19 protein-coding genes are annotated in these 20,587 nt (G+C 54.8%); 10 read left to right on the forward strand and 9 right to left on the reverse strand.

Annotated elements, in window-relative coordinates:
* From H5P30_RS15530 to H5P30_RS15540, 3 genes are all read left to right on the forward strand, one after another.
* The coding region (locus H5P30_RS15530; protein ID WP_185693808.1) for a Wadjet anti-phage system protein JetD domain-containing protein at window positions 1–254 on the forward strand (254 nt) is incomplete at its 5' end.
* Between the two features lie 42 nt (window positions 255–296).
* Window positions 297–521, forward strand: a complete 225-nt coding sequence (locus H5P30_RS15535; protein ID WP_185691749.1) for a leucine zipper domain-containing protein — start codon at window positions 297–299, stop codon at window positions 519–521.
* A gap of 2 nt (window positions 522–523) precedes the next feature.
* On the forward strand, window positions 524–1,075 hold the full coding sequence (locus H5P30_RS15540) for an integrase core domain-containing protein (RefSeq protein ID WP_185691750.1): 552 nt from the start codon (window positions 524–526) through the stop codon (window positions 1,073–1,075).
* Window positions 1,076–1,350: 275 nt separating this feature from the next.
* Here the strand turns inward: H5P30_RS15540 and H5P30_RS15545 are convergent, their stop codons facing one another.
* Window positions 1,351–2,217 (reverse strand): helix-turn-helix domain-containing protein, encoded by an 867-nt coding sequence (locus H5P30_RS15545; protein WP_185691751.1) that lies wholly within the window; start codon window positions 2,215–2,217, stop codon window positions 1,351–1,353.
* Window positions 2,218–2,390: 173 nt separating this feature from the next.
* On the opposite strand from H5P30_RS15545, the gene H5P30_RS15550 reads away from it, so the two are divergent.
* Complete coding sequence (locus H5P30_RS15550; protein WP_221774385.1) at window positions 2,391–3,194, forward strand: PIG-L deacetylase family protein; 804 nt, start codon at window positions 2,391–2,393, stop codon at window positions 3,192–3,194.
* A gap of 25 nt (window positions 3,195–3,219) precedes the next feature.
* Window positions 3,220–4,158 carry a sugar phosphate isomerase family gene (locus H5P30_RS15555; protein ID WP_185693830.1) on the forward strand — a complete coding sequence of 313 codons (939 nt, stop codon included), beginning with the start codon at window positions 3,220–3,222 and terminating at the stop codon, window positions 4,156–4,158.
* A 216-nt stretch (window positions 4,159–4,374) separates the two neighbouring features.
* Here the strand turns inward: H5P30_RS15555 and H5P30_RS15560 are convergent, their stop codons facing one another.
* The 4 genes from H5P30_RS15560 to H5P30_RS15570 all read right to left on the reverse strand — a co-directional run bounded on the left by H5P30_RS15560 (window position 4,375) and on the right by H5P30_RS15570 (window position 6,023).
* A complete protein-coding gene (locus H5P30_RS15560) occupies window positions 4,375–5,262 on the reverse strand; it encodes a Gfo/Idh/MocA family protein (RefSeq protein ID WP_185693831.1) in 888 nt (295 codons plus the stop codon).
* Window positions 5,214–5,447 carry a hypothetical protein gene (locus tag H5P30_RS15565; RefSeq protein WP_185693832.1) on the reverse strand — a complete coding sequence of 78 codons (234 nt, stop codon included), beginning with the start codon at window positions 5,445–5,447 and terminating at the stop codon, window positions 5,214–5,216. The genes H5P30_RS15560 and H5P30_RS15565 overlap by 49 nt, the downstream gene beginning before the upstream one ends.
* A 241-nt stretch (window positions 5,448–5,688) precedes the next feature.
* A complete protein-coding gene (locus H5P30_RS22290; RefSeq protein WP_281388084.1) occupies window positions 5,689–5,811 on the reverse strand; it encodes a hypothetical protein in 123 nt (40 codons plus the stop codon).
* A gap of 62 nt (window positions 5,812–5,873) precedes the next feature.
* On the reverse strand, window positions 5,874–6,023 hold the full coding sequence (locus H5P30_RS15570) for a hypothetical protein (RefSeq protein WP_185693833.1): 150 nt from the start codon (window positions 6,021–6,023) through the stop codon (window positions 5,874–5,876).
* 237 nt (window positions 6,024–6,260) lie between these two features.
* Between H5P30_RS15570 and H5P30_RS15575 the strand changes: the two genes are divergently transcribed.
* From H5P30_RS15575 to H5P30_RS15585, 3 genes are all read left to right on the forward strand, one after another.
* Window positions 6,261–7,226: an autotransporter outer membrane beta-barrel domain-containing protein gene (locus tag H5P30_RS15575; protein WP_185693834.1), complete on the forward strand. Its 966-nt coding sequence runs from the start codon at window positions 6,261–6,263 to the stop codon at window positions 7,224–7,226.
* A gap of 152 nt (window positions 7,227–7,378) precedes the next feature.
* Window positions 7,379–8,755: a sulfatase-like hydrolase/transferase gene (locus H5P30_RS15580; RefSeq protein ID WP_185693835.1), complete on the forward strand. Its 1,377-nt coding sequence runs from the start codon at window positions 7,379–7,381 to the stop codon at window positions 8,753–8,755.
* The gene (locus tag H5P30_RS15585; RefSeq protein ID WP_185693836.1) at window positions 8,733–9,731 is read left to right on the forward strand and encodes a glycoside hydrolase family protein; all 999 of its coding nucleotides are present in this window, start codon (window positions 8,733–8,735) and stop codon (window positions 9,729–9,731) included. Before H5P30_RS15580 ends, H5P30_RS15585 begins: the two co-directional genes overlap by 23 nt.
* A 10-nt stretch (window positions 9,732–9,741) precedes the next feature.
* Here the strand turns inward: H5P30_RS15585 and H5P30_RS15590 are convergent, their stop codons facing one another.
* Window positions 9,742–11,262 carry a sulfatase-like hydrolase/transferase gene (locus H5P30_RS15590; protein WP_185693837.1) on the reverse strand — a complete coding sequence of 507 codons (1,521 nt, stop codon included), beginning with the start codon at window positions 11,260–11,262 and terminating at the stop codon, window positions 9,742–9,744.
* Between the two features lie 112 nt (window positions 11,263–11,374).
* Entirely contained in the window at window positions 11,375–12,469 is a 1,095-nt protein-coding gene (locus H5P30_RS15595) for a sialidase family protein (RefSeq protein WP_185693838.1), read from the reverse strand.
* Between the two features lie 423 nt (window positions 12,470–12,892).
* Here H5P30_RS15595 and H5P30_RS15600 point away from each other — a divergent pair, with 423 nt between their 5' ends.
* The gene (locus H5P30_RS15600; protein ID WP_185693839.1) at window positions 12,893–15,019 is read left to right on the forward strand and encodes a heparinase II/III domain-containing protein; all 2,127 of its coding nucleotides are present in this window, start codon (window positions 12,893–12,895) and stop codon (window positions 15,017–15,019) included.
* 98 nt (window positions 15,020–15,117) lie between these two features.
* Here the strand turns inward: H5P30_RS15600 and H5P30_RS15605 are convergent, their stop codons facing one another.
* Both H5P30_RS15605 and H5P30_RS15610 read right to left on the reverse strand, forming a co-directional pair.
* Entirely contained in the window at window positions 15,118–16,254 is a 1,137-nt protein-coding gene (locus tag H5P30_RS15605; RefSeq protein ID WP_185693840.1) for a GntR family transcriptional regulator, read from the reverse strand.
* 100 nt (window positions 16,255–16,354) lie between these two features.
* Window positions 16,355–18,754 carry an alpha-L-rhamnosidase-related protein gene (locus H5P30_RS15610; RefSeq protein WP_185693841.1) on the reverse strand — a complete coding sequence of 800 codons (2,400 nt, stop codon included), beginning with the start codon at window positions 18,752–18,754 and terminating at the stop codon, window positions 16,355–16,357.
* Window positions 18,755–19,125: 371 nt separating this feature from the next.
* On the opposite strand from H5P30_RS15610, the gene H5P30_RS15615 reads away from it, so the two are divergent.
* A complete protein-coding gene (locus H5P30_RS15615) occupies window positions 19,126–20,541 on the forward strand; it encodes a sulfatase family protein (protein ID WP_185693842.1) in 1,416 nt (471 codons plus the stop codon).
* Window positions 20,542–20,587 lie beyond the last annotated feature (46 nt).

Raw genomic sequence — 20,587 nt, forward strand, 5'->3', positions numbered from 1 at the left:
CGCACGTAGAATCGCTCATGATGAACCTAGAGACATGGAAACACTTTAGTTCCCGGACGCAAAAACACGAAGCCGCGCAATCAATCAGTGATCGTGAATTCGATTCATTAAATCCTGGAGAGAGGTCGATGGTTGAGATGCTTCGTGAGAATTCCGGGCTCCGCCTAGAGCAGGAGCATATCGATTTTGAATATATAAAGGTAGTATTTCGTTCCTGCTTTAACTTAATTGGTATGACCCAAGGACATCGGTAACACTCTATAGTGGCATTCATGCCATGGAGAGAGACCGAATCGATGACCGAAAAAGAACGTTTTGTAACCCTTGCGGGGACCGGCCGTTTCACGATCACGGATCTGTGTCGTGATTTTGGAATCAGCCGGAAGACCGGGCATAAATACCTGGAACGGCACAGTCGCGAAGGACGGGCCGGGTTGAAGGACAGGAGCCGCTGTCCCGGGAGCAGTCCTTCTGTAACCGAGGAGGAAGTGGAGCGTTTAATTCTTTCTGCGATCCGCTGACGGTGTGCGACCGCTACAGCCGTTATGTGATCGGCTGCAAGTGTCAGCCCAATCAGCAGTTCAAGGGGACTTTGAGAAGCTGCAAAAAGCTGATGCGCTATCACGGGCTGCCGGAGGTCATCCGGGTGGACAACGGTTCTCCGTTTGCTTCCGGGTCTCTGGGCCGACTCTTGCGTCTGAGCGTGTGGTGGATCGAGCAGGGAATCCGTGTCGAGTTCACGACGCCGGGATCGCCGCAGGAGAACGGGTGGCACGAGCGCACTCACCTGGACTTGGAAGCCGAGGCGGTTCGGCCTCCGCCGGCGAACATGAGAGCCCAACAAAAGCGCTTCGACCGCTGGCGTCATGAGTATAATCATGATCGTCCTCACGAGGCTTTGGACATGCTTTTTCCCGGCGAAGTTTACCGCCCCAGTTCCCGGCGTCTCGGCGAAACGGACAAAATACGTTACCCCGAAGACTATACCGTGAGACAAGTCAGTGAGTCGGGACACTTCTTGATCGGGGGGAGGTCAACTTCTGTCTGGGCGAGATCTACTACGGATGCAGGGTAGGGCTACGGGAATGAGCGGTTGTTTTTGTCCAGAATTACGCTGAAAAGCGCAAATACTGGACGAAACTCAAATGAAGTCGAAAAAGGAGAAAGAGCCCATGAACGATTTTGGGGAAGCCCTGCGCCCGACGTTCCCAGCAATCCGGAACCTGTCAACCCGTATCCATCGTTCCCCGATAATCGATTCCTTGTTTAGTCGTCGCCCGCCACGCACCCGAAATGTTCAGTGCATTGAAAAGCTGGGTGAAAGGCGATTTGCTGGATGAATGAATGCGTTCAGTCCTTGTAGAAATTAGAGCGGAAGGCGGTGGGGGGCATTCCTGTAATTTCCCTGAAGCGCCGATTGAAGTTTGATAGGTTCGAAAATCCAACCGCGTAAGCGATTTCGGTAACGGATTTACGACTTCCAATTAGGATAGAGCAGGCGCGAGCGACTCGCAATTCGTTTAGGTGGCGGTGAAAGTGCCGTCCGCTTTTGTTTTTGAAGAACCGCGAGAATGCTTGGGGCGACATACCGATACCCTTGGCGATCTCAGCTTGGGTGAGGTTGGACTCCGTGAATCTAGTTTCTATTTTCCGGAGAACAGATTCTAGACGAGAATCAATATGCGCCGCTTTCTTCACTGAGAAATTCGGGGTGTTCAACCATTCATGAGAGGTGGTAATCGCGAGAGAATGGAGAAGGTCGAGCAACAACGCGATCGGAGCATCCATCTTGGTTCGATTCTCCATCCGTCGCAGTATTTCGTAGCAATTGTTGGCGGAGTATTTGGGGAAAATCGCTCCGCGCTCCGCCTGATCGAGGAGAAGACGTGTAGGGCGATTTTCAGGGAGAGCCCAAAAATTCTCCCCCCAGGCGAGCGGACGGAAATGGAGGACGGTCCATTTTGCGCCGCTTTTGTTGGAGGGATCCGAAGTGAAGGCATGAGGTAGATTTGATCCAGTCAGCACCAGATCGCCCGGTCCATAGGGGCGCATTGCTCGACCGGAATGAAGAAGGCCCCGACCTTTCTCGATCCAGACAACTTCGACTTCTGGATGAAAATGCCAATGGGAATCCACGCTTGGTTTGGAGAAGGTGGAAACTTTGACTCCAATCTGGCCTCCGGAAAGGGCTTCAAGCTGTGGTGGATCCGGTATCATATCAGATGGGTCATCTTAGGTTCTGTCTGGAAGAGTCATCGCGATTATTTCTCTCACGGAGAACGTTATGATTCATGATACACGTCTCTCGATGGATTTGTGTTAAAATAGTATTGAAACATTTGCAATAGGGTAGAAGAGAATCTGTTGACTTCGATCTATACTGAGGTCCGATGAATTCTTCCCCCCCCCTCCCAACGGTTCTCGCCGCTGTAGCGCATCCGGATGACATTGAGTTCTGCTTTGCAGGCACTCTTGCTCATTTGAAAGAGGTAGGTTGTTCCGTGCATATGTGGAATCTGGCGAATGGCTGTTGTGGGGATGCGGTTCGCGGCAGAGAGGAGACCGCCAATATTCGATGGAAAGAGTCCCGAGCGTCCGCCGCGGTATTGGGCGCATACGCGCACAAACCGGTTTTTGATGACCTCGCCGTTTTCTATGATCGCCGCTCGCTCTCCATCGTCAGTGCGGTCCTCCGGAAGATTCGGCCACAGATCATCCTGACCCATTCACCGAACGACTACATGGAGGACCATCAGAACGTATGTCGATTGGTGGTGTCAGCTGCGTTCAGTCGAGCGATGCCGAACCATATCACGGGCCCGGAGGTTCCGACCTACAACGATCCGGTTCGCATCTATCACGCCGCACCTCATGGCTTGCATGATAGTATGGGAAACCCTTTTCAGCCGGATCTCTTTACTGATATTTTCACGAAAATTCCGATCAAAGAGAAAATGCTGAATTGTCACCGTAGCCAGAAAGAGTGGCTCGAGACCACCCAGGGCATGGGATCCTATGTGGATGAGATGATTGATATGGGCCACCAGTTGGCCAAGCACAATTCTTGTCGGTTCTCTTGTGCTGAGGGTTGGCGGATTCACCATCATCTTGGGTTTTGTCCGCAAGATTACCAGCCTTTAGAATCTCTTTTGCCCGACTTTGTTCAAAGTGCATTCCCGTCCGTCTATTCCTGATTCATTAACCTGAAACGAAAAACCAATGAGCCATCCAATTAGCAAATTAGCACCGACATGGTGGGATTATACGACACTAGAAAGGGATATCCTGGACGATGCCGCCCGATTGACCGTTTCGGATCTCGAGCAGTTGTCCCGTCCGGGATTTACCGTTCGTTTCTATGACACGGTGCAGGAATTTTATGCGGCTCAGGCACTTGAGTATATCCAGGCATGGCAACAATCGACTCCCGATAATCCTGCTGGCATCTGCGGTCCGATCGGGCCGACGGAACAACTACTGATTGTCGCCCAGATGGTGAACGCGTTGGAGCTAAACTTGAAGCAACGCGAGGCGCACTTTTGGGGGATGGACGAATGGGTGGACGAGGCAGGGAAGCCTGTAGATTCCGATCATCCTCTCTCATTTGCACGCTGTGACAATGAACTCTGTTTTAATCGAATCCGTTCGGACTTAGCCATGCGGGAGTCGAACAAGCATTTTCCCGGCGGTGACCTTGCCGAGTACTCCGCGACCTACGATTCTGTCCGGTGTGTTTTGATGCAGGGAGGGCAGGGTGAAATCAAGCACTGGGCTTTTAATGATCCGGTTCGTCGCGAAGGGAAGTTCGAAGAGCATCCGCCAACTCCCGAAGAGTATTTGGCGAAAGGGACGCGCGTGGTGGATCTTCATCCCGTAACCATCATGCAAAATGCGCGCACCTCGGGTGGTGGGAATGTCTCTCTTGTGCCTACGCGAGCCTGTACGGTCGGCCCGCAGGAAACCTGGAAGGCCGAAACGGTGAGCATTTGGCACCCCGGGCACCATGATAATCCATTCGGAATGCGCCTGACTGCTTTGATGATTTCGAAAGGATTGCGGAGTAGTGCCGTGCCGATGTCTCTTCTCGCAGACCATCAAGACGTGCGATTCAATTTTCTTCGGTCGGGAATTGGGACGGTTGCTGTGGAGATGCACTGATCATAAGAAGGGGCCATGAATTAGTCGTTTCCCCAGTTGAACTGAATGCGATCCTGCTAGTTCGCGCTGTGTCCTTCTTGGATAATCTCTCTTCAGAGATACTCTTGGTAGAGGGAGTTCAGGTCTATTGTCTTTCCGCACTGGAGAGCGTGATCGATTCCTATCGCGGCGATGCAGGAAAGGATTCCATCGTCGACTGTGGCTAGAGGTGGCTTGTTATGCAATAGGGTGTCGGCGCAGCCCGCTTGCCATGATGTCGTCTCCACAAGCATGGAGATCGCAGGGGGTCTCGAAGCGTTCCATGGGGGTCTCATAGCCGATGCGTTTCCATTCGATGATACCCGAGCAGGCATCGCCCAGGAGGCTCCCCTCGCTGCCGCAAAAATAGAACCGGCGTTCGGGGATGCCCGCATTGGCATTGGAATGAAAGGTCCCGTGGGCACCGTTTTCGTATTCGAGAATGGCGACTTGGTTGTTCACTATGTCAGCCTCTCCCCGAAATGGATTAACCCTATGAGGATCGGCCAGGGTTTGATAGGCAGGTAGCCCTTCAATATTCTCGCCAACCCGAGCGATGTTTTTTTCCTCTGAAGGGACAAAGAAATCAAGTCCGCCGAAACTGGCTACGCGCGAAGGCCGACTGGAGAGAATCCAGTTGGCTAGATCCAGGTCATGACAGCACTTTTCCAATAAATAGGGTCCGGCGACAGCGCGATGGCGGCGCCAGTTTCCAAAAATGTATCCTCCGAGATTAAAATCGAGGGTCTCGTTAAATTCGAAGGAAATTAGTCTTCCGAGTGCGCCAGACTGGACCACCTCACGAATCTTTTGGTAGTGTGGCGAGTATCGGAGAACGAGGCCAAAAGCAAAGGTGCGTCCGCTTTCCCTGACGGCATTTCTGACCTTTCGGCATTCGCTAAGATCGGTTCCAAGCGGTTTTTCGCAGAAGACATTTTTCCCCGCCTGCAGAGCTTTGATTGATTGACGGGGGTGATGAGTGTTGGGTGATCCGATGAAGACCCAGTCGACCGACGATCGACCTACTAATACCGAATTTAGTAAGTTTTGATCCTTATGGTGCAGCGCAGAATCGAAGCAGCGCAAGGCGCAAGGATCTGATTCGTATCGAGATACGCTCCGATCCCTGCAACGCCGCGACCTTCGATTCTGGGCGCATCCCCCTGGGACGGGCGGGAAATGAGCCTGAGCAGCGTTAGCCCAAATGGCACGGGTCTCAGACCCGCCTCCAATTGGGCCGCCTCGCTCAGACTCATTTCCCATCCCGCCATAACTATCAAAACTTCCTAAATTCGGTATAATTCGTCTTCGGAGGAGCACAGGGTGAGTGGAGTTCCTAATACGGTTTGCGCAGCGGCTTGTGAAATTGGGTCGGGATCGTAGATGGCTTCGACCACGATTTTTTGGTCTGATGCATTTAGGACTTTTTGGATTACTTTGAGCAAACGCTGTCCAGTCCCTATCAAGCCTAGGTGTATCGGTTTCGGATTCATGAGAATGGTTTTTTTCGTTTTATTCGCAATTCGAGACGAGCCAAGCGAGAGTCTGGTCGAGTCCGTCCAAGATGTGATAATCGGAAGGGTCGGGGAGGGCGAAGAGGATGCGTCTCTTCGATTGGCCGGGCGTTCGGTCCATTGGGTAAGAGTCAGGGTTGAGGGTAACCCTGGCACTGGATCTCAAACCGACCTGCGATTGCCTCACGGGATGTCTGCGTGGGTGAATGTTGTTCCTCGAACAGCGAGCGAATCAAGAGTCGGTGAGTGAATCTGCTTGGTTCCCAGTGCGGGGATCGTGTCGAGGAGCTCGTCGTCCGAAAGAAAGAGCAGGATATTTGGCTTTTTCTTCATTTATATTCCCGAATATTCGTATTCAGTAGAATAAGGTGAAGCAAGGAAGAAAGAGAAACGGTATGGCTTCCAGCTTAACCAATTGTAAGAGCTCGAATCCACCTCTCCTTCGCCATTCTTTCCCAATTGTTTTGTTGACGGGACGTGGCGTCGAGTTGGACACGTGGCCAAGCCGGAGAATATAAGGAAATATTGAGTTTGACTATGGCAATCCGACCGGGTTTAAATATTTTCATGATGAGTAAGCTTGCCCCTATTCCCTTCTTCTCTCACTTGTTTCCTCTGCTTGCGTTCGGCATCAGCTTGGTATGCCTTCCGGTTCACTCTGCCGTAGTGACTTTGGATGCGGATGATTCAGGTAATTCCTCTTTTGCTACGGCAGGAAATTGGGATGATAATCAGGCACCGCAGGCTGGGAACGACTATTATACCAATGGATTCCGACTGGAGGTTCCCAATGATAACAATGATTACACTTTCGGAGGGGATTCGCTGACAATCAATAATTCGAATTGGGCGGTCATCGCGGGCACTACGCGCGTTTTGACCGTGAACGACCTAATCCTGGATAATGCAAACCTCCAAACAGGGACGAGCGGCAGGGATCTCAATCTTGATGGGAATGTTACAGTCGCGGGAAACTCTAGTCTGCAGACGATTCGGGCTTCCGTGAACTTTCTTGCTGCGGTCGGGGGCTCGGCAGAACTGAGGATCTACAACCGTCAGGCCGCCAACGATCCGACGGTCACCTTCCTTTCCTCGGCCAATACTTTTACGGGAGACATCGATGTGGACGTGGGCCACTTCACTCTGGCGGACAATGCGCGCATGAATTTCGTCATCGGAGCCAGCAGCGGGGTTAATAACGAGATTTACGACTCCTCTGCGGCATCGTCCACTTCCATCGTCGATTTGGACGGCGATTTCTATTTCGATCTCAGTAGCGCCAGTACGACCCAGGGTGATTTCTGGAATATTGTCGATCTGGCCAGTCTCGGGGCCTCGAATGTAACCTTTGGCGAAACCTTCAGCGTGAATGGATTCTCCAATAGCGGGACGCTTTGGACCAGTGGTTATTACGCCTTTGACGAAAGCACCGGCACGCTCTCCGTGATCCCCGAGCCCTCGTCGGCAACCATGATCCTCCTGGCGGGATGTGGGGTGACGGTTGTGGTTTGCGGTCGGCGACGCAGTGTTTCCTGACGGTATATCTCTCCACTTTTTCCAATCGACCTGCCTCTTTCCTGTAATCGAAAGCATTCATGTCGGGAACACGGTCGAACTGACAGCAGGGACGGAACGCCAATTGATTTCCCGTTATCAGGCAAAGCGTCCCTGAGGGAAAGAGGTAGATTTTGAATCCGAAAAACCATCAGGCCAGTCGTCCGAATATTATTCTGATCAATTGCGATGATCTGGGTTTTGGGGATTTGGGATGCTATGGCTCTGGGGTTAACTCGACTCCCTGTCTGGACCGGATGGCTGGCGAGGGTCTTCGGCTGACTCACTTTTCTATGGCGGCTTCCGTATGCTCGCCCTCCCGGGGTGCGATGTTGACGGGCTGTTATCCTCCGCGCATTGGGTTCGGTTCCTTCGATGACCGTCCTGTTTTGTTTCCGGGCCAGCCGGTCGGTCTCTCGCCGGACGAGACATCCATTGCCACTTTGCTCAAGCGCGCTGGATACGCGACTTCCCTGGTTGGCAAATGGCATTGCGGCGACCAGCCGGAATTCCTGCCGACGCGGCATGGTTTTGACCATTATTACGGATTGCCCTACAGCAACGACATGGGGCGTCAGGCGGGCCGGGAGGTCGACTTTCCGCCACTGCCGCTTCTGCGTGATGAGGAGGTGATTGAGGCGCAGCCGGATCAGGCCTCCTTGATTGAGCGCTATACGGAGGAGGCGGTGCGGTTCATCCGTGCGGAGCGGGACGGTCCGTTTTTCCTGTATCTGGCGCACATGCAGGTGCATCTCCCGCTGTTCGCCCCGGAACGATTTATGAAGCAGTCCCGCAACGGGCGCTACGGTGCGGCGGTGGAATGTGTTGATTGGAGCACGGAGGTCCTTTTGTGGGAGTTGGAGCGGCTTGGATTGACGGAGAACACGCTGGTGATTTTCACCTCGGACAATGGATCCAATGGACGAAACGGTGGTAGCAACGGCGGGCTGCGCGGGAGCAAGGGCTCGGCGTGGGAGGGTGGATTCCGGGTGCCTTGCGTGATGCGCTGGCCGGGGGTGATTGCGCCCGGTGAAGAGTGCGATGCCCCGGTTTCCGCCATGGATTTTCTGCCGACCTTTGCTTCTCTGGCTGGAGTCGACTGGCGGTGCGGTCGGCGGATCGACGGATGCGATGCGGGTGGGGTGCTCTTTGAACGAACGGGGACGGAGCTTGAACGGACGGAGATGTTTTACTACCTTGGCGAGGAGCTTTGTGCGGTACGGAGGGGGAATTGGAAATATCATGTCTGGAATGGAAACGGCCCTGAGCTTTTTGAGCTCGGGACGGATCCGGGAGAGAGCTGTAATGTGCTTCTGGATCATCCCGAAGTGGCCCGTGAACTGGAGGAACTGCTGACTGCCTGCCGCTGCGACCTCGGAGACAGCTCCATGGGCATGCGCGGGGATGGAGTCCGGCCGATTGGTCGGGTGAATGAGGCGAAGCCATTGACCGAATTCCATCCGGACTGTCCCTATTTCGAAGCTGAGTATGATCTCTCCGATGCCGAATGAAGACCGTAACTGTGGTGTGCGGTTCGTCGATCGACTGCGACCGCTTGGCCCCATTCTCGATTTCAGCCGAGAGGGCTGGACGGTCTGGGATTGTGCGCCGATTCTTCATGAAGGGAGAGTGCACGTTTTCTTCACCCGCTGGCGAACACCGGAGGAAGGCTCAAGTCCCGACGCGCAGTGGTATTTGGGCAGCGAAATCGTTCATGCCGTTTCGGACGATGTCCTCGGGCCCTACGAAATTCGCCAGGTTGTCTTGCGGAAAGAGGGAGGCGATGGATCGTGGGATGATTCGGCGGTCATCAATCCGAAGATTTATCGCATCGGCGAACGTTTCGCACTTTGCTACACGGGATGCCGCGCGAGGCGTCATGATACCCAGGCGATCGGTTTGCTGGTGGCGGATTCTTTGGACGGACCGTGGACCAACTTGAGCGCCGATGCTCCGATCATTGCGCCGGGCGAGAAACCGGAGGCCTTCGATGGTTACCTCTGCAACAACCCGGCTATGCTTGTGCATCCCAGTGGAGAGATTTGGATCTATTACAAAGGGCGTCCGCGGCTACCGGGTGCGGGAGCGGGGCCGATGCGGATCGGTCTGGCCACGGCGAAGACTCTGGAAGGGCTCTATGTCAAGTATTCCGAGAACCCGGTCCTGGATCTTGCCCCACTTTCCTTTGAGGATCCCTTTGTCTGGCGGGAAGATGACGCCTATTGCATGCTGGCATCGGAACTCGACAATCCGATATGTATCTTGGAGCAAAATGGCGGACTGTTGTTTCGTTCGAAGGATGGTTTGGCTTGGGGACCTCCGGAACCCGGTTATCCAAGTCCCCGGAAGCTTTTCGGAACAGCGCAGCGCATGGAGGAACCCAATATTCTCTTCGATGGTGACCGGCCGTCGCATCTCTTTGCGACACTCGGAGGGGGAGCCGGGGCGGGCTTCCATGGATTCGTTTTCGAAGTGGCGGAAGGCTGATTTCCGCGAATCAGTGCACCCCCAGCGCGAATAAATGATGGCGGGGCTTGGGGAAGTCCTGCAGGACGATCCGTTCCAAAAGCATCTCCTTGAGTTTCGATTTGAGAGCGGCGTGCCGGGCGCAGCCCGCCAGATTGTGCTGTTCCTCGGGATCTCTGGAGAGATCAAACAATTGCTCCCCGCCGCCCGGATACCAGGTGTAACGATGGGAGAGAGTCCGAATCGTCCTGGCCCAGTCCTGCGGATTGGCAGAACGGATCGAGTTGTAACTTTCGCAATAAACAGCCTCCCGCAAGTCCGTGCCCCGCAGGGTCGATAAAAGGGAAATGCCGGGTAACACCGGATTCGGGCCGGGGTAATCGGGACCCGTCACGGGGGGCGGGAATTGCTGACCTGCCAATTCAAGAATGGTCGGACAGATGTCCTCGAGTTGCACCAGATCCGCCCGCGTTTGACCGGTGGAGAATCCGGGGCCGGAAACGATCAGAGGTACCCGGATGCAGGCATCATAGTGGCGTTCCTCTTTTCCTTTAAATCCATGGTCGTAAAGTAAATCTCCGTGATCGGAACAGAACAGGATGCAGGTGTGGTCCCGGATCTGCAAATCTTCCAGCCGGTCCAGAACGCGTCCCATCTGGCGGTCGAGGTGCAGAAGATCGGCGAAATAGCACCGGCGGTCGTGCCGCCAGTTACCGCTGACCGGCCGCTGTCGCGCGAAGTATTCAGGGGCGTGTGGGTCCTCCAGCCACTCCGCCTCTAAGGGTGTTGGAATGATGTCCTCGGGTATCCGGCACAGGTCGGAAGCCGGAGCGCAATACGGGCCGTGCGGCTGGACATAGCTGATCTGCGCCAGAAACGGGCGCTCGTCCGCTCTTCCCAGGAAATCCAGCGCTTTGGCGGTGATCCAGTTGGTTTGGGAGATCTCCTCGGGGAAGGGAAGGGGATAGGCGCCGGCATGGGCGTCGGGGAATTCCGCACTGGCCCATGGAAAGTTGGCGCGGATGGACTCGATCCGGGCGCGCAGGTTCCGGCCCTCCGCGCCATAGGATGCGAACTCGGGAACTTTGGGCTGCCAGACGGTGGCCAGCGCCGCGTCCAGATGGGATGGATGTTCGGAGGCGACCCAATCCAGCCAGGCTCCCCCGCGCATGTCTTCGGTGACTTCACAATCGTCAAAGCCATACTCTCGATAGTCGGGTCGCAGACCCGCAAAGTGTGGATGGAAATGCAGTTTCCCGAAGGCCCCTGTGCGCCACCCTGCCTGCTGAAGTGTGCGCATGAAGGTCGGCAGGCCGGGATCGAGCTGATACCCGTTTTCGAGCACGCCATGCTGACGACTGGAGAGCCCGGTGGCAATCGTCGCCCGCGAGGCGCAACAGACCGGATTGCTGGTAAACGCGTTGTTGAACGAAACGCCGCTGGAGCGAAGCCTAGCGACATTGGGCAGGCCGACGGTGCTCTCGACATGCGAGAGCCACTTCGCGGCCAATTGATCCACCATGAAGAGAATGATGTTGGGCGGTAGGGGCACTAGTTATCCGGTTTAGAGCTATGAAATTCAGACGCGACCAGTCAGGGTCGATTGACGCATAGCGATTATTTTTTTGTTGAACCGACGTTCATGCCACTCTGTGGATATATTCTTACAGTCGCTGGTCCTCGATCTTGTTGACCATTTGCTGGAGACAGCTCTCCGCCGATTTAATTTTTCCGGCGAGGATGTCTTCTTCTGTAATGCGGGCGAGAAGGATTTCCCGCGCCTTGTACCGTTCGCGGTCATAGATGATGCGAATGCGTCCGTCCGGGGTAATCGTTGCATCGGGGTAGGAGACCTCGGGGCGCGGATCGAGAAGCAAATGGGATAGCCACGTATGGCCATCGTCTTCGGAGAGCGAGGCAGTAAGGTGGGAGCGTCCTGTGAATCCAAAATGGTTGACCATGAGCAGTCGGCCGCTTGAAAGGCGGGTAATAAAGAAACGGCTGTTTGGGCCGGCGATGTCCGTCGGGCGGGGTGTTGTCCATGTGGCACCTCCATCGGGCGAGGTGCTCTGGCCGATGCCGTAAACCGTGCGCACGAGCATCCAGATCGTGCCATCGTTCCGTTCCACGAGCATATGTTCATCGAAGCACCGATGTGGGGCATCCACTCCGCCGCGACGGGTGAAGGTTTCCCCGCTGTCGGTGCTGACGAAGACGCTGGAGACCGCTTCATGGGCCAACTCCGGAAGGCGCGGCGGTTTGGTGCCCCAGACTGCAATGGGCAGAAGCCACTCGCCGTTGGATCGGACGAGGGGCTTGTTCATCATGACGCCGTTGGCGATGCGGCGGGGTGAGGTCCAGGCGGGACGCTTTGCATTGGGGTCTTCACAGCGAATGCACCAAACGCCGCCGCGACCGTTCCAAAGCCCTTGGCTCTGTGCCCAGAACAGCCACAGGCGTCGGCTCGGATCGACCCATAAAACAGGATCGAATGCGCGCACGGGGCCGGCGGGGTCAATGACCAGCAGAGGTTCCGACCACGTCCGGCCGTCGTCATCGCTGCGAACGAGCAGGACGTGGTTTTCGATGCCTTCGGTCGTGCCTCCGGAATACCAGGTCGCATACAGAATGCCTTCGGAGGTCTGTTCAATCCCGGGGATTCCCTGCCATAGCCGCCGGGACGAGGTAAATTGCGGACCGGGGTGGAAATGGATTTCCGGGGCGGTGAGTGAAAGGGAATGGATGTTTTCTTCGGTCATGAGGGTAAGCGTCTTTATTACTTTCTATGGGGTTCCCTCTCGACGGGAGTGCCGCCGATGAACAGTTGCCTGGTATATGTGAGGGATGTAGAACAAAAGGAAATTAAACTTTGGTATGCAAGTTTGTAACGTGCATCTTCTCACAGCAGTGACGGGCCGTTATCCGCGAATCCTCCGCCCTGAAAATTAATCGATCATAGGGAAGAGTTTAAGGTCAGAAATTTGGGTTGTAAGAAATAAACGGGAACAAAAACTTGAAAGTTTCGGTGTTTTGGGTTGGGGTAGCAGTTGTGGACAGTCCCGAATTTTCTAGTTCCCGCTTTGGGGTTCACGGCTACCTTCTCTCCTCTTTTTGTCGATTCCCCATTCTAGTATTCGCTTAGGCTCACTTACACCTCCGATAGAAAAAAGATGACATACGCTATGGAAATCCTTGCCGATGAAAACCGCACTGAATTGGATGCCGCCAAAGAAAAAAGTTTGCTGGATAGGGTGGACTGGTCGCATCCGGCACTGGAAAGCGTTCGCGAAGCTCCGGACAAGGCCGCCGCACTTCTCGCTCACCTCGCCACTTCTCCACGCCGGAATTACCAGTTTGAGTATGAGTGCAAAGGGGAGATCCTCGCTTTCCTAAATGAGCACTATGAGGCCTGGCGCAACTTCGATACCACCGAGGCAGACCGTCTGGAAGCACTGTCCATCGAAGAGGCGCAAGGTCCCCGTGCACTTTCCACCGTCGCCCGTCTGGGCCAGGCTTGGTGGGCTACCGGAGATCCACGATATGGCCGCGCGTTCGAACGCTTTTATCGGGCGCTTCCCACGGGCGAAATGTTTAACTGGCAACATTTCAATGGCAGCCAAGGCGCAATCGAGCTAGACACATGGCTCTATTTCTCCGACTGTGAGGGATTCACCCGCGAAGGGCGCATTGCCGTTTTGGATCACATCTGCGCCATCACGGACGATGCATGGGAGCGCACCTCCGGTTGGACGCAGCGGACCCTCGGGCCGGAGGGTCACAACTGGTATTTGCATGGCATGCATGTCCTACCGTTTTACGGGATTTTCTTTCCGGAATTCAAACAGGCTGACTATTACCTGCGAAGCAGCATCGGCATCATGGAGGAGCATCTCCGGGGGCACTATCGGGCCGATGGGGGAGCTCGCGAAACGTCGTTGGGATATCAGGGTGGGTCTTTGACGCATCTTTGGGATTTTTATCTCCTTGCCCAACGAAATGGAGTTCCGCTCTCCTCCGAATACCGAGACCGGCTCCTGCATGCGACGCACTTTCTACTGCGTCTAGCGACGCCCAATGGCAGTTCGCCCTGTTTTGGCGACATGAAACCGAATCCTGGAGGATTGACCAACCTGGCGGCTGTCTCTGCGGCCGTTACCGGCGACCGCGAAGCGAAATGGTATGCCGAGCGCTTCCGCCATCACCGGCCGGGGGTCCAGAGGGAAACGCAGGGGGAACTGCCCTTGAGTGTCTTCTGGAAAGTCGGCCTTGCCGGGGCACGAGTCTATGCCGGCACCCGTTCCCAGAACCCTCGGCATAAATCGGTGTTGATGGGTGCTACAGGCTACGGAGCCATGCGGAACAGCGATCATGAGTTCGCTAATTACCTCGCTGTGGCGGCAGCGGACCGCGGTCCGATCGTGACCAGCCACGGACACAACGAGGTGTTCTCTATGGAGATCCACGCTTTGGGCCAAAGGTTCGTGGGAGAGATGGGGTGCGTTAACTATGGCGATTCGCCCGCACGCGAGTACGATCAAAAAACCGAAGCCCATACTTGTCTGACCATCGATGGCATGGAGCAGGCCGAATTGGAAAATCAATGGCGATGGAAGAGTCAGGTCATTCCCTGTGTGCGACGGTGGATCCGTGAAGATACCCACGACTTCTTTGATGGCGTGCACGAAGGCTTTAACCGGGGACCCGACAAGCGGATTCTCCACGCGCGTAAGATCCTCTTTTTTAAATCAGAACCGAGTTATTTTCTGGTTTTCGACTGGATCGATTCTGATACGGAGAATCCCGTAAGCGCCTATTTTCATGGCTGCTGTCCGGGAGAACTCGAGGGTGACGGTATCCGCCTCGATTCTTCCAATGCCAGTCTTGCTATTCTGCCGCCGGAAGACTCTGGTCTGCATCTGGAACGTGTGAGTGACGCCGGTCTGGATGCCTATAGGGAAGCGCGGAATCTGAATGCCGAAAATTATCCGGTATTTGCCTTTCGAAAAAAAATCACCAGCGACTGTCTGGTCTGGGGCATTGTTCCACGAAAATCCTCCGAATCCACTCCGCAGATAAAACGCTTGCCGGTGTCACTAAATGGCAAAGAGGAACCCGCCAGCCGTGCAGTAGCAGTGGAAGTGCAGTTCGATTCCCATACCGATCATGTCATGCTGTCTCACACCGGATTTGATGCTGAGATGAAGGCCGGAACCCACAGCGCTTGGGGGTTTTTATCAATCAACCGATCTGGAGATGGCTTGGAATCCCGAATCATACATCGGGTAAGTGATGGCGTTTGTGGTCGTTGATGTTCCCGTAGACTATGCGGAGCTGCCAGAAATGGATTTTCGTCCGTCCGGTCGGCTTTGGAGGCAATAGGGCCGCGGGCAGCTGATCTTACCCCAGCTTACCGATAAGCCTTGGTCAGAGTGCCCCGAATCTTTTCCGGCTCCGAGGCATGAGGGGAATTGGTCATGCGTAGCGTTAGCCGCTGGACCAGATTACTCGCAATTTCTGCGGTGGATACCAGGTAGCGCGCTGTGGGAAGCACATAAAAATGCTCGGTATTCAGATTCGACTGAACGACAAACTTCGACGCGGAATCTCCAGCCGCATTTACGGCCGCAATGATTCCGCGGGCGGCGATATCATCAGAGATAATAAAGGCGTCGGGCGAAAACTTCGACTTTTTCCACTTTTTGAGAAGCGATATCGTCTTCTCATAGGCCGAACGCTCTAGTCCTACTGACTGGGGGTGATCGATACCCTTATTCATATCCTTCACCACTTTATAGTCCTTGGCAGGGATCCCGCCGACTTTCATGGAATCGGTAAAACTCTTTAGATGCTCTTTGTAACGGGGGCCGATGGAGGGAGGGAAATACGCAAACTTGCAGCAACCTTGGGAAATTAGGGAATCCACTGCCGTGCTCGCAAAATGATGATAATCGACATGCACATCAATATCGGGTGCCGGTGTGGAAAAATTGGCGTATGGAAACTTGGATTTCCCGATCTGCAGTTTGTCCTCCTCCAGCAAAAGAGCGTTCCGGGGCACCCCCACCACCGTGAATCCGACAAATGATCGATGCATCAGATCATAGTGGATATCCTCATGAGAGCCGCCGCCGTAGGGCGCTCGGGAACCATTATAAGAATCGTATAGTCTGGGAACAAGGCCTTTCGATTTGATCTCCAGTTTGAGATCGGCAGCCAGCAATCGATAAAATTGAGGTTCCCCCGGCAACAAATCGGGACCGATCAAGATCCCGACGGAAGGACGAGCCCTCTTTGACGTTACAAAAGTTCCTCTGCGGGGTGAACGCTGCAAAAGGCCATTGGCCACCAACAGATCCATGGCCCGCTGGATCCGGGTGATGTTCGCTCCCCAGAGGTTCACGAGCTCCGTGGTGCTGGGCAGGCGCTCATTTTCCTTTAGAACATCCGTGTGGATAAGCCGCTCCAAAAAGCGAGCAATCTGTAAATGCCCGGGATCGGCCGTATCTCCATCCAGCTTAAATTGCCTGTAGACCTTGGGAACCATAAGTGGAATATATGGGCATGAATTCGGTTTAGGCAAAGATAAAGAATTGGCCCATGGAGGTGCGGGGTGTGGTTCCCAGACAGGTTTCACCTTTGGGTTCTTATTCCGCCGTCACCTGATTCTTTCCGGCGGACAGAGGGATCTCGATTTCACCGTGCCTAAAAGTCCCGGTAATTCCTTCGGGCAGGGTTATCGTGGCTTTGAGTGACCGCCCGCTCTTCCGGTAGTCGACATCGATGTGGCCCCGTGGATGCACTAGGCTCCCGGATGCGGACTCCATCTTGCCCAGCTGGGGAGAAATTCGAACGGTTTCGAATCCCGGACTTGCGGGCCGAACTCCGAGAATAGTCGCATAGTAATGATACAGCGGATGGGCTCCCCAGGCATGGCAGTCCGACCGGGTATCGCCGGGTTTTTCGAAGGTGGTTTTGAAGCCCTTGTCGACCAACCCGAACCAAAGTTGCATGCGCTCCATAAAGGCATCCATTCTTCCGGTTCTTTGGCATGCCTCGAAATAATAGTGGGCGAAGTAGATGGTTGTTTGGGCAAGATCATCCGCCGCAAGCATGGCATCCATGAGGGCTGCTTCCTCGTCCAAGGTCAGTTGGCCACTGAGAATGGCGAGGCACTGGGCGTGCTCTGACCAGGAGGTATGCGAGGGGTTGTCGGCAAAGAGACCGCGCGTTTCGCTCCAGAATTTCTCCTTGAGGCTAGTGGCAAGCTTGCCAGCCGTCTTGGTTGCACGACTGGCCAATTCCGGCTCTCCCATCCATTCTTCCAACTGTGCCGTCAGGGCGAGAACCAATACAAGTTGCCAGCCCTGCACACTGTTGACGCTCATGTCTCCATCGGGACAGCAGCCATACTGCCAGCCCGGAACCCAGTCCATGAAGTTCCAGCCCTCCAGGGGTGCCGGGACTCCATCTGCAGTCAGGTGGCTTGTGAATTGATCCAGAACCAGGCGGCATACCGGAAGTGCCTGACGCACCAGCGTCTCCTCGCCCCGCCAAAGCGCCAGGTCATGAACCATGGTGACCCACCAGAGTGAGAATGGTGGAATAAATTGACCCGATTGGCTCGGATAGCGGCTTTTGGTCAGGCCATTCGAAGATAGAGAAAGCTGGAAAAGTCGTACCGCCTTGGCCGGGAGTCGGTAGTCCCGCTGCAAAGCATAATGCGTAAGGATCTCGAGCCGAGTGTCCCCTGTATACATGAGTTGCTCATAATAGGGGCAGTCCATATACGTTTCATGAGAACACGTCTGCAGCGCCCGCACCATAACCGGTAGGGCCTCTTCCAATCGTGGATCTTCAAATTGAACCCGGCTTTCCATTTCCAGCGGATAGCGGGTTTCGTAAAAAATCAGATCATCCACAATCAGGGCCTCCTCTGCCGTGCTGATCAGAATTTCCAGATAACGTCCGGCCCTCCACCAGAGGGGACGAAACTTTCTCTTCGAACCACCATCCGGTCGGAAATAGTCGGCGTAGCCGACAAAGAATTTCCCCTCGACCTCGTCGCGATTGCCCTTGCGGTCGGGCCACTCCGGTGTGCGCTCCACGGTATGATAGAGTGATTCGGCCCAGGAGACAGAGATACGGCTTCCCTGGCCCCTGCTCGTGGTGAGTTCAGGGTAGGCGCAGTAATAGTCATCCAGATCGATCAGGATCCGTAGTTGAGAATGGGCAGGCAAGGTGATTGTCGCATCCCCACCCAAAAGACGGTCCCACTGCTTAGCCGTTTCGGGGTCGCTTGCCGCTTTCAGGTACTTTTCCTGCAGAACTGTGGCGGACGCGTATCGGGAACGGCCTAGCCGACGCGGTTCGTTCAGCATGGCCGGGAGAATGGCCGGCACGAGCGGTTGCGCCTGACTTGAAAGTTTGGGCGTAGCGCCGCTCTTGGCCACCAGTCCAGGTTTCGCCTCGATCCAACCGCTTCCATCTCCCGTTTCAAATCCCCATGGATAAGATGCGCCGTCGAATTCGATCCCATCGGCAATGCCATAATTGTGTGGTCCCTCGGGGTAGTTGAGTCCCGTAAAAAGCAGGACCTGCCACGGCGTTAGTCCGGTACCGAGCAATCCCTGATGTTCTTCGCTCTCCGGGGCGAGGAGAAAGCCCGGTGCCATGCTCATTTGTGCGGTAGGCGCTCGGTTGGGTCCAAGCGCCCAGACTCTTGCCACCAATAGATGGGACCCGGCCTCCAGGTCGAGGTCGTAGGTTTCAAAATACCAGCATTCCGGTGAGCCGCGCTCAGGACCGCGCCCCACCAGTTCGCCGTCCAGATACAATTCGTAACGTTCATCCGAGCTGACATGTACTCGGATCTCTTCAGAGGACGTGAGGTCGAACTCCTTCTTAAAAGCCGAGGTAAAGGGGCATTGGGGATCGCTTGGGTGACAGATCCAACTGCAGGGCCAGTTTCCGCGGCCCCAGGGTGCGGATGGTTTCTCCTCCCGAAACGGAGGTTCATGGATCATTCGTTTCGTTACATGGTTCATGAGGTTTTCTCTGGTGTGGGATTCCGAAAACAGTGTAGAGAGGAATAGATCGGGGGATTGGAAGACCTTTGCGGAGATCACGCTAAACCGGATCGCAAGACAATCAAAAATTATTCCCGTTTATTATTTATCGTAATCGTAATCTTTCTCGTAATCGTAATCGACCGATTGGGATTAGGATTAGGAGCACGATTATGGGTAGGGCAATATGAGTCGGGGGTAGGTCGGATGGGGCGGAGTTTGCTGGACACTGATTGCGAAAAGCATTTTTATTCCCGAATGTTTTATTTCCAGCAACTTCGAAAGGCTCTAGGGATTCTCTCGGGTAGGGCAGTTTCAAGCACTTTCCCGGAGTGCAACGTGATTTCCCTATGAGCCGTTCTCCAAACTTTCTCTTTCTTCAGCTTGAGGATGCGGGTCGGCATCTTGGGTGTTATGGCGATACTGCGGGGAAGACGCCGAACATGGATCGATTGGCGTCCGAAGGAGCGCTCTACACCAACGCCTTCACCCACTGCCCTGTATGCGCTCCGAGTCGGGGCGGTATGGTCACGGGATGTTATCCTTGGTCTATCGGCAATCAGTTCATGCGGTGCGATGTTTTAGAGCCACCCCGAACGTTCACCCACGAGTTGGTCCGAGCTGGGTATCATGTTTCGTGGCCGACCAAGCTGGATTTCAATTTTACGCCTGGCGAGGGCTGGTGCAGTGACCAGGACTTTTGGTGGGAAAAGCCGGCTCCCGAGCAGCCTTTTTTCCTCTACGAGAACTTCGTGCATACCCACGAGAGCCGAATGTTTCGCGAGCTTTCGCATATTCACGGCAAAATGCCGTATTTCTGTCCATCGGAGTGCCGGCATCACCCCGATGAGATTCCCGTTCCCCCTTATCTTCCGGACACCCCCGAGCTCCGTTGGCAGTTGGTGCGGTATTATGATGCCCTGAGTGCAAACGACTACCGGATTGGCCAGCGTTTGCAGTGGTTGGAGGATCAGGGCCTGAGCGATGAGACCATTGTCATTCTTCTTTCCGATCACGGTCGGGGTCTTCCGCGAGAGAAGCGATGGTGCTATGACGCCGGATTGCATCTTCCTCTCGTGATTCGTCATCCCGGAGAGATCGCTCCGGGCACGACCGAAGATGAACTGGTGGCGTGGGTAGACATCGCACCGACCGTTTTGTCTCTCGCGGGCGTTGCCATACCCGATCATTATCAAGGTCAGGTATTTATGGGTCCCGATCGTGCTCCTGAGCGTTCCCATGTTTTCGCCGGACGAGATCGGATGGACAGTATCTATGACATGGTTCGGGTGGCGCGTGATCATCACTATCACTATATTCGAAACGATGCCCCGGGTCTTCCTTACGCTCAGTATCAAGCCTACATGGAGAAACAGCCCATCATGCCCCTGATGCGGGATCTACACGCCAAAGGTCAATTGAAGGGGGATGAGGCCGTCTTTTTTCAGCCCGAGAAACCGAGGGAGGAGCTTTACGATACCCAAGCCGATCCCAATCAGCTGAACAATCTTGCCAAGGACCCGGCGCATTCCGAGGCCCTTCAGGCACTGCGCACCGCGTTGGACCAGCACTTGGCCGAAACCGGCGATCTCAGCGAAATCGATGAAAAGGTCTTGGCGGATCGAGGATTGGTCCGGGACGATGTTGAGGCCCTGACCCAGCAGAACCGGGTCTGCCCGCTGCCTCCAGAACAGCAACTCGGCCCCGTTCCCATCCCGGCCACTCGCAGCCAGGCCGAACCTTGGCTTTGGACTGCCTCGGGATAAAGAAAACGTTGTTTTCGATACGGGTGCTGAGGGGCAGAGAGGCGCT

The organism is Puniceicoccus vermicola (assembly GCF_014230055.1).
GTDB lineage: Bacteria > Verrucomicrobiota > Verrucomicrobiia > Opitutales > Puniceicoccaceae > Puniceicoccus > Puniceicoccus vermicola.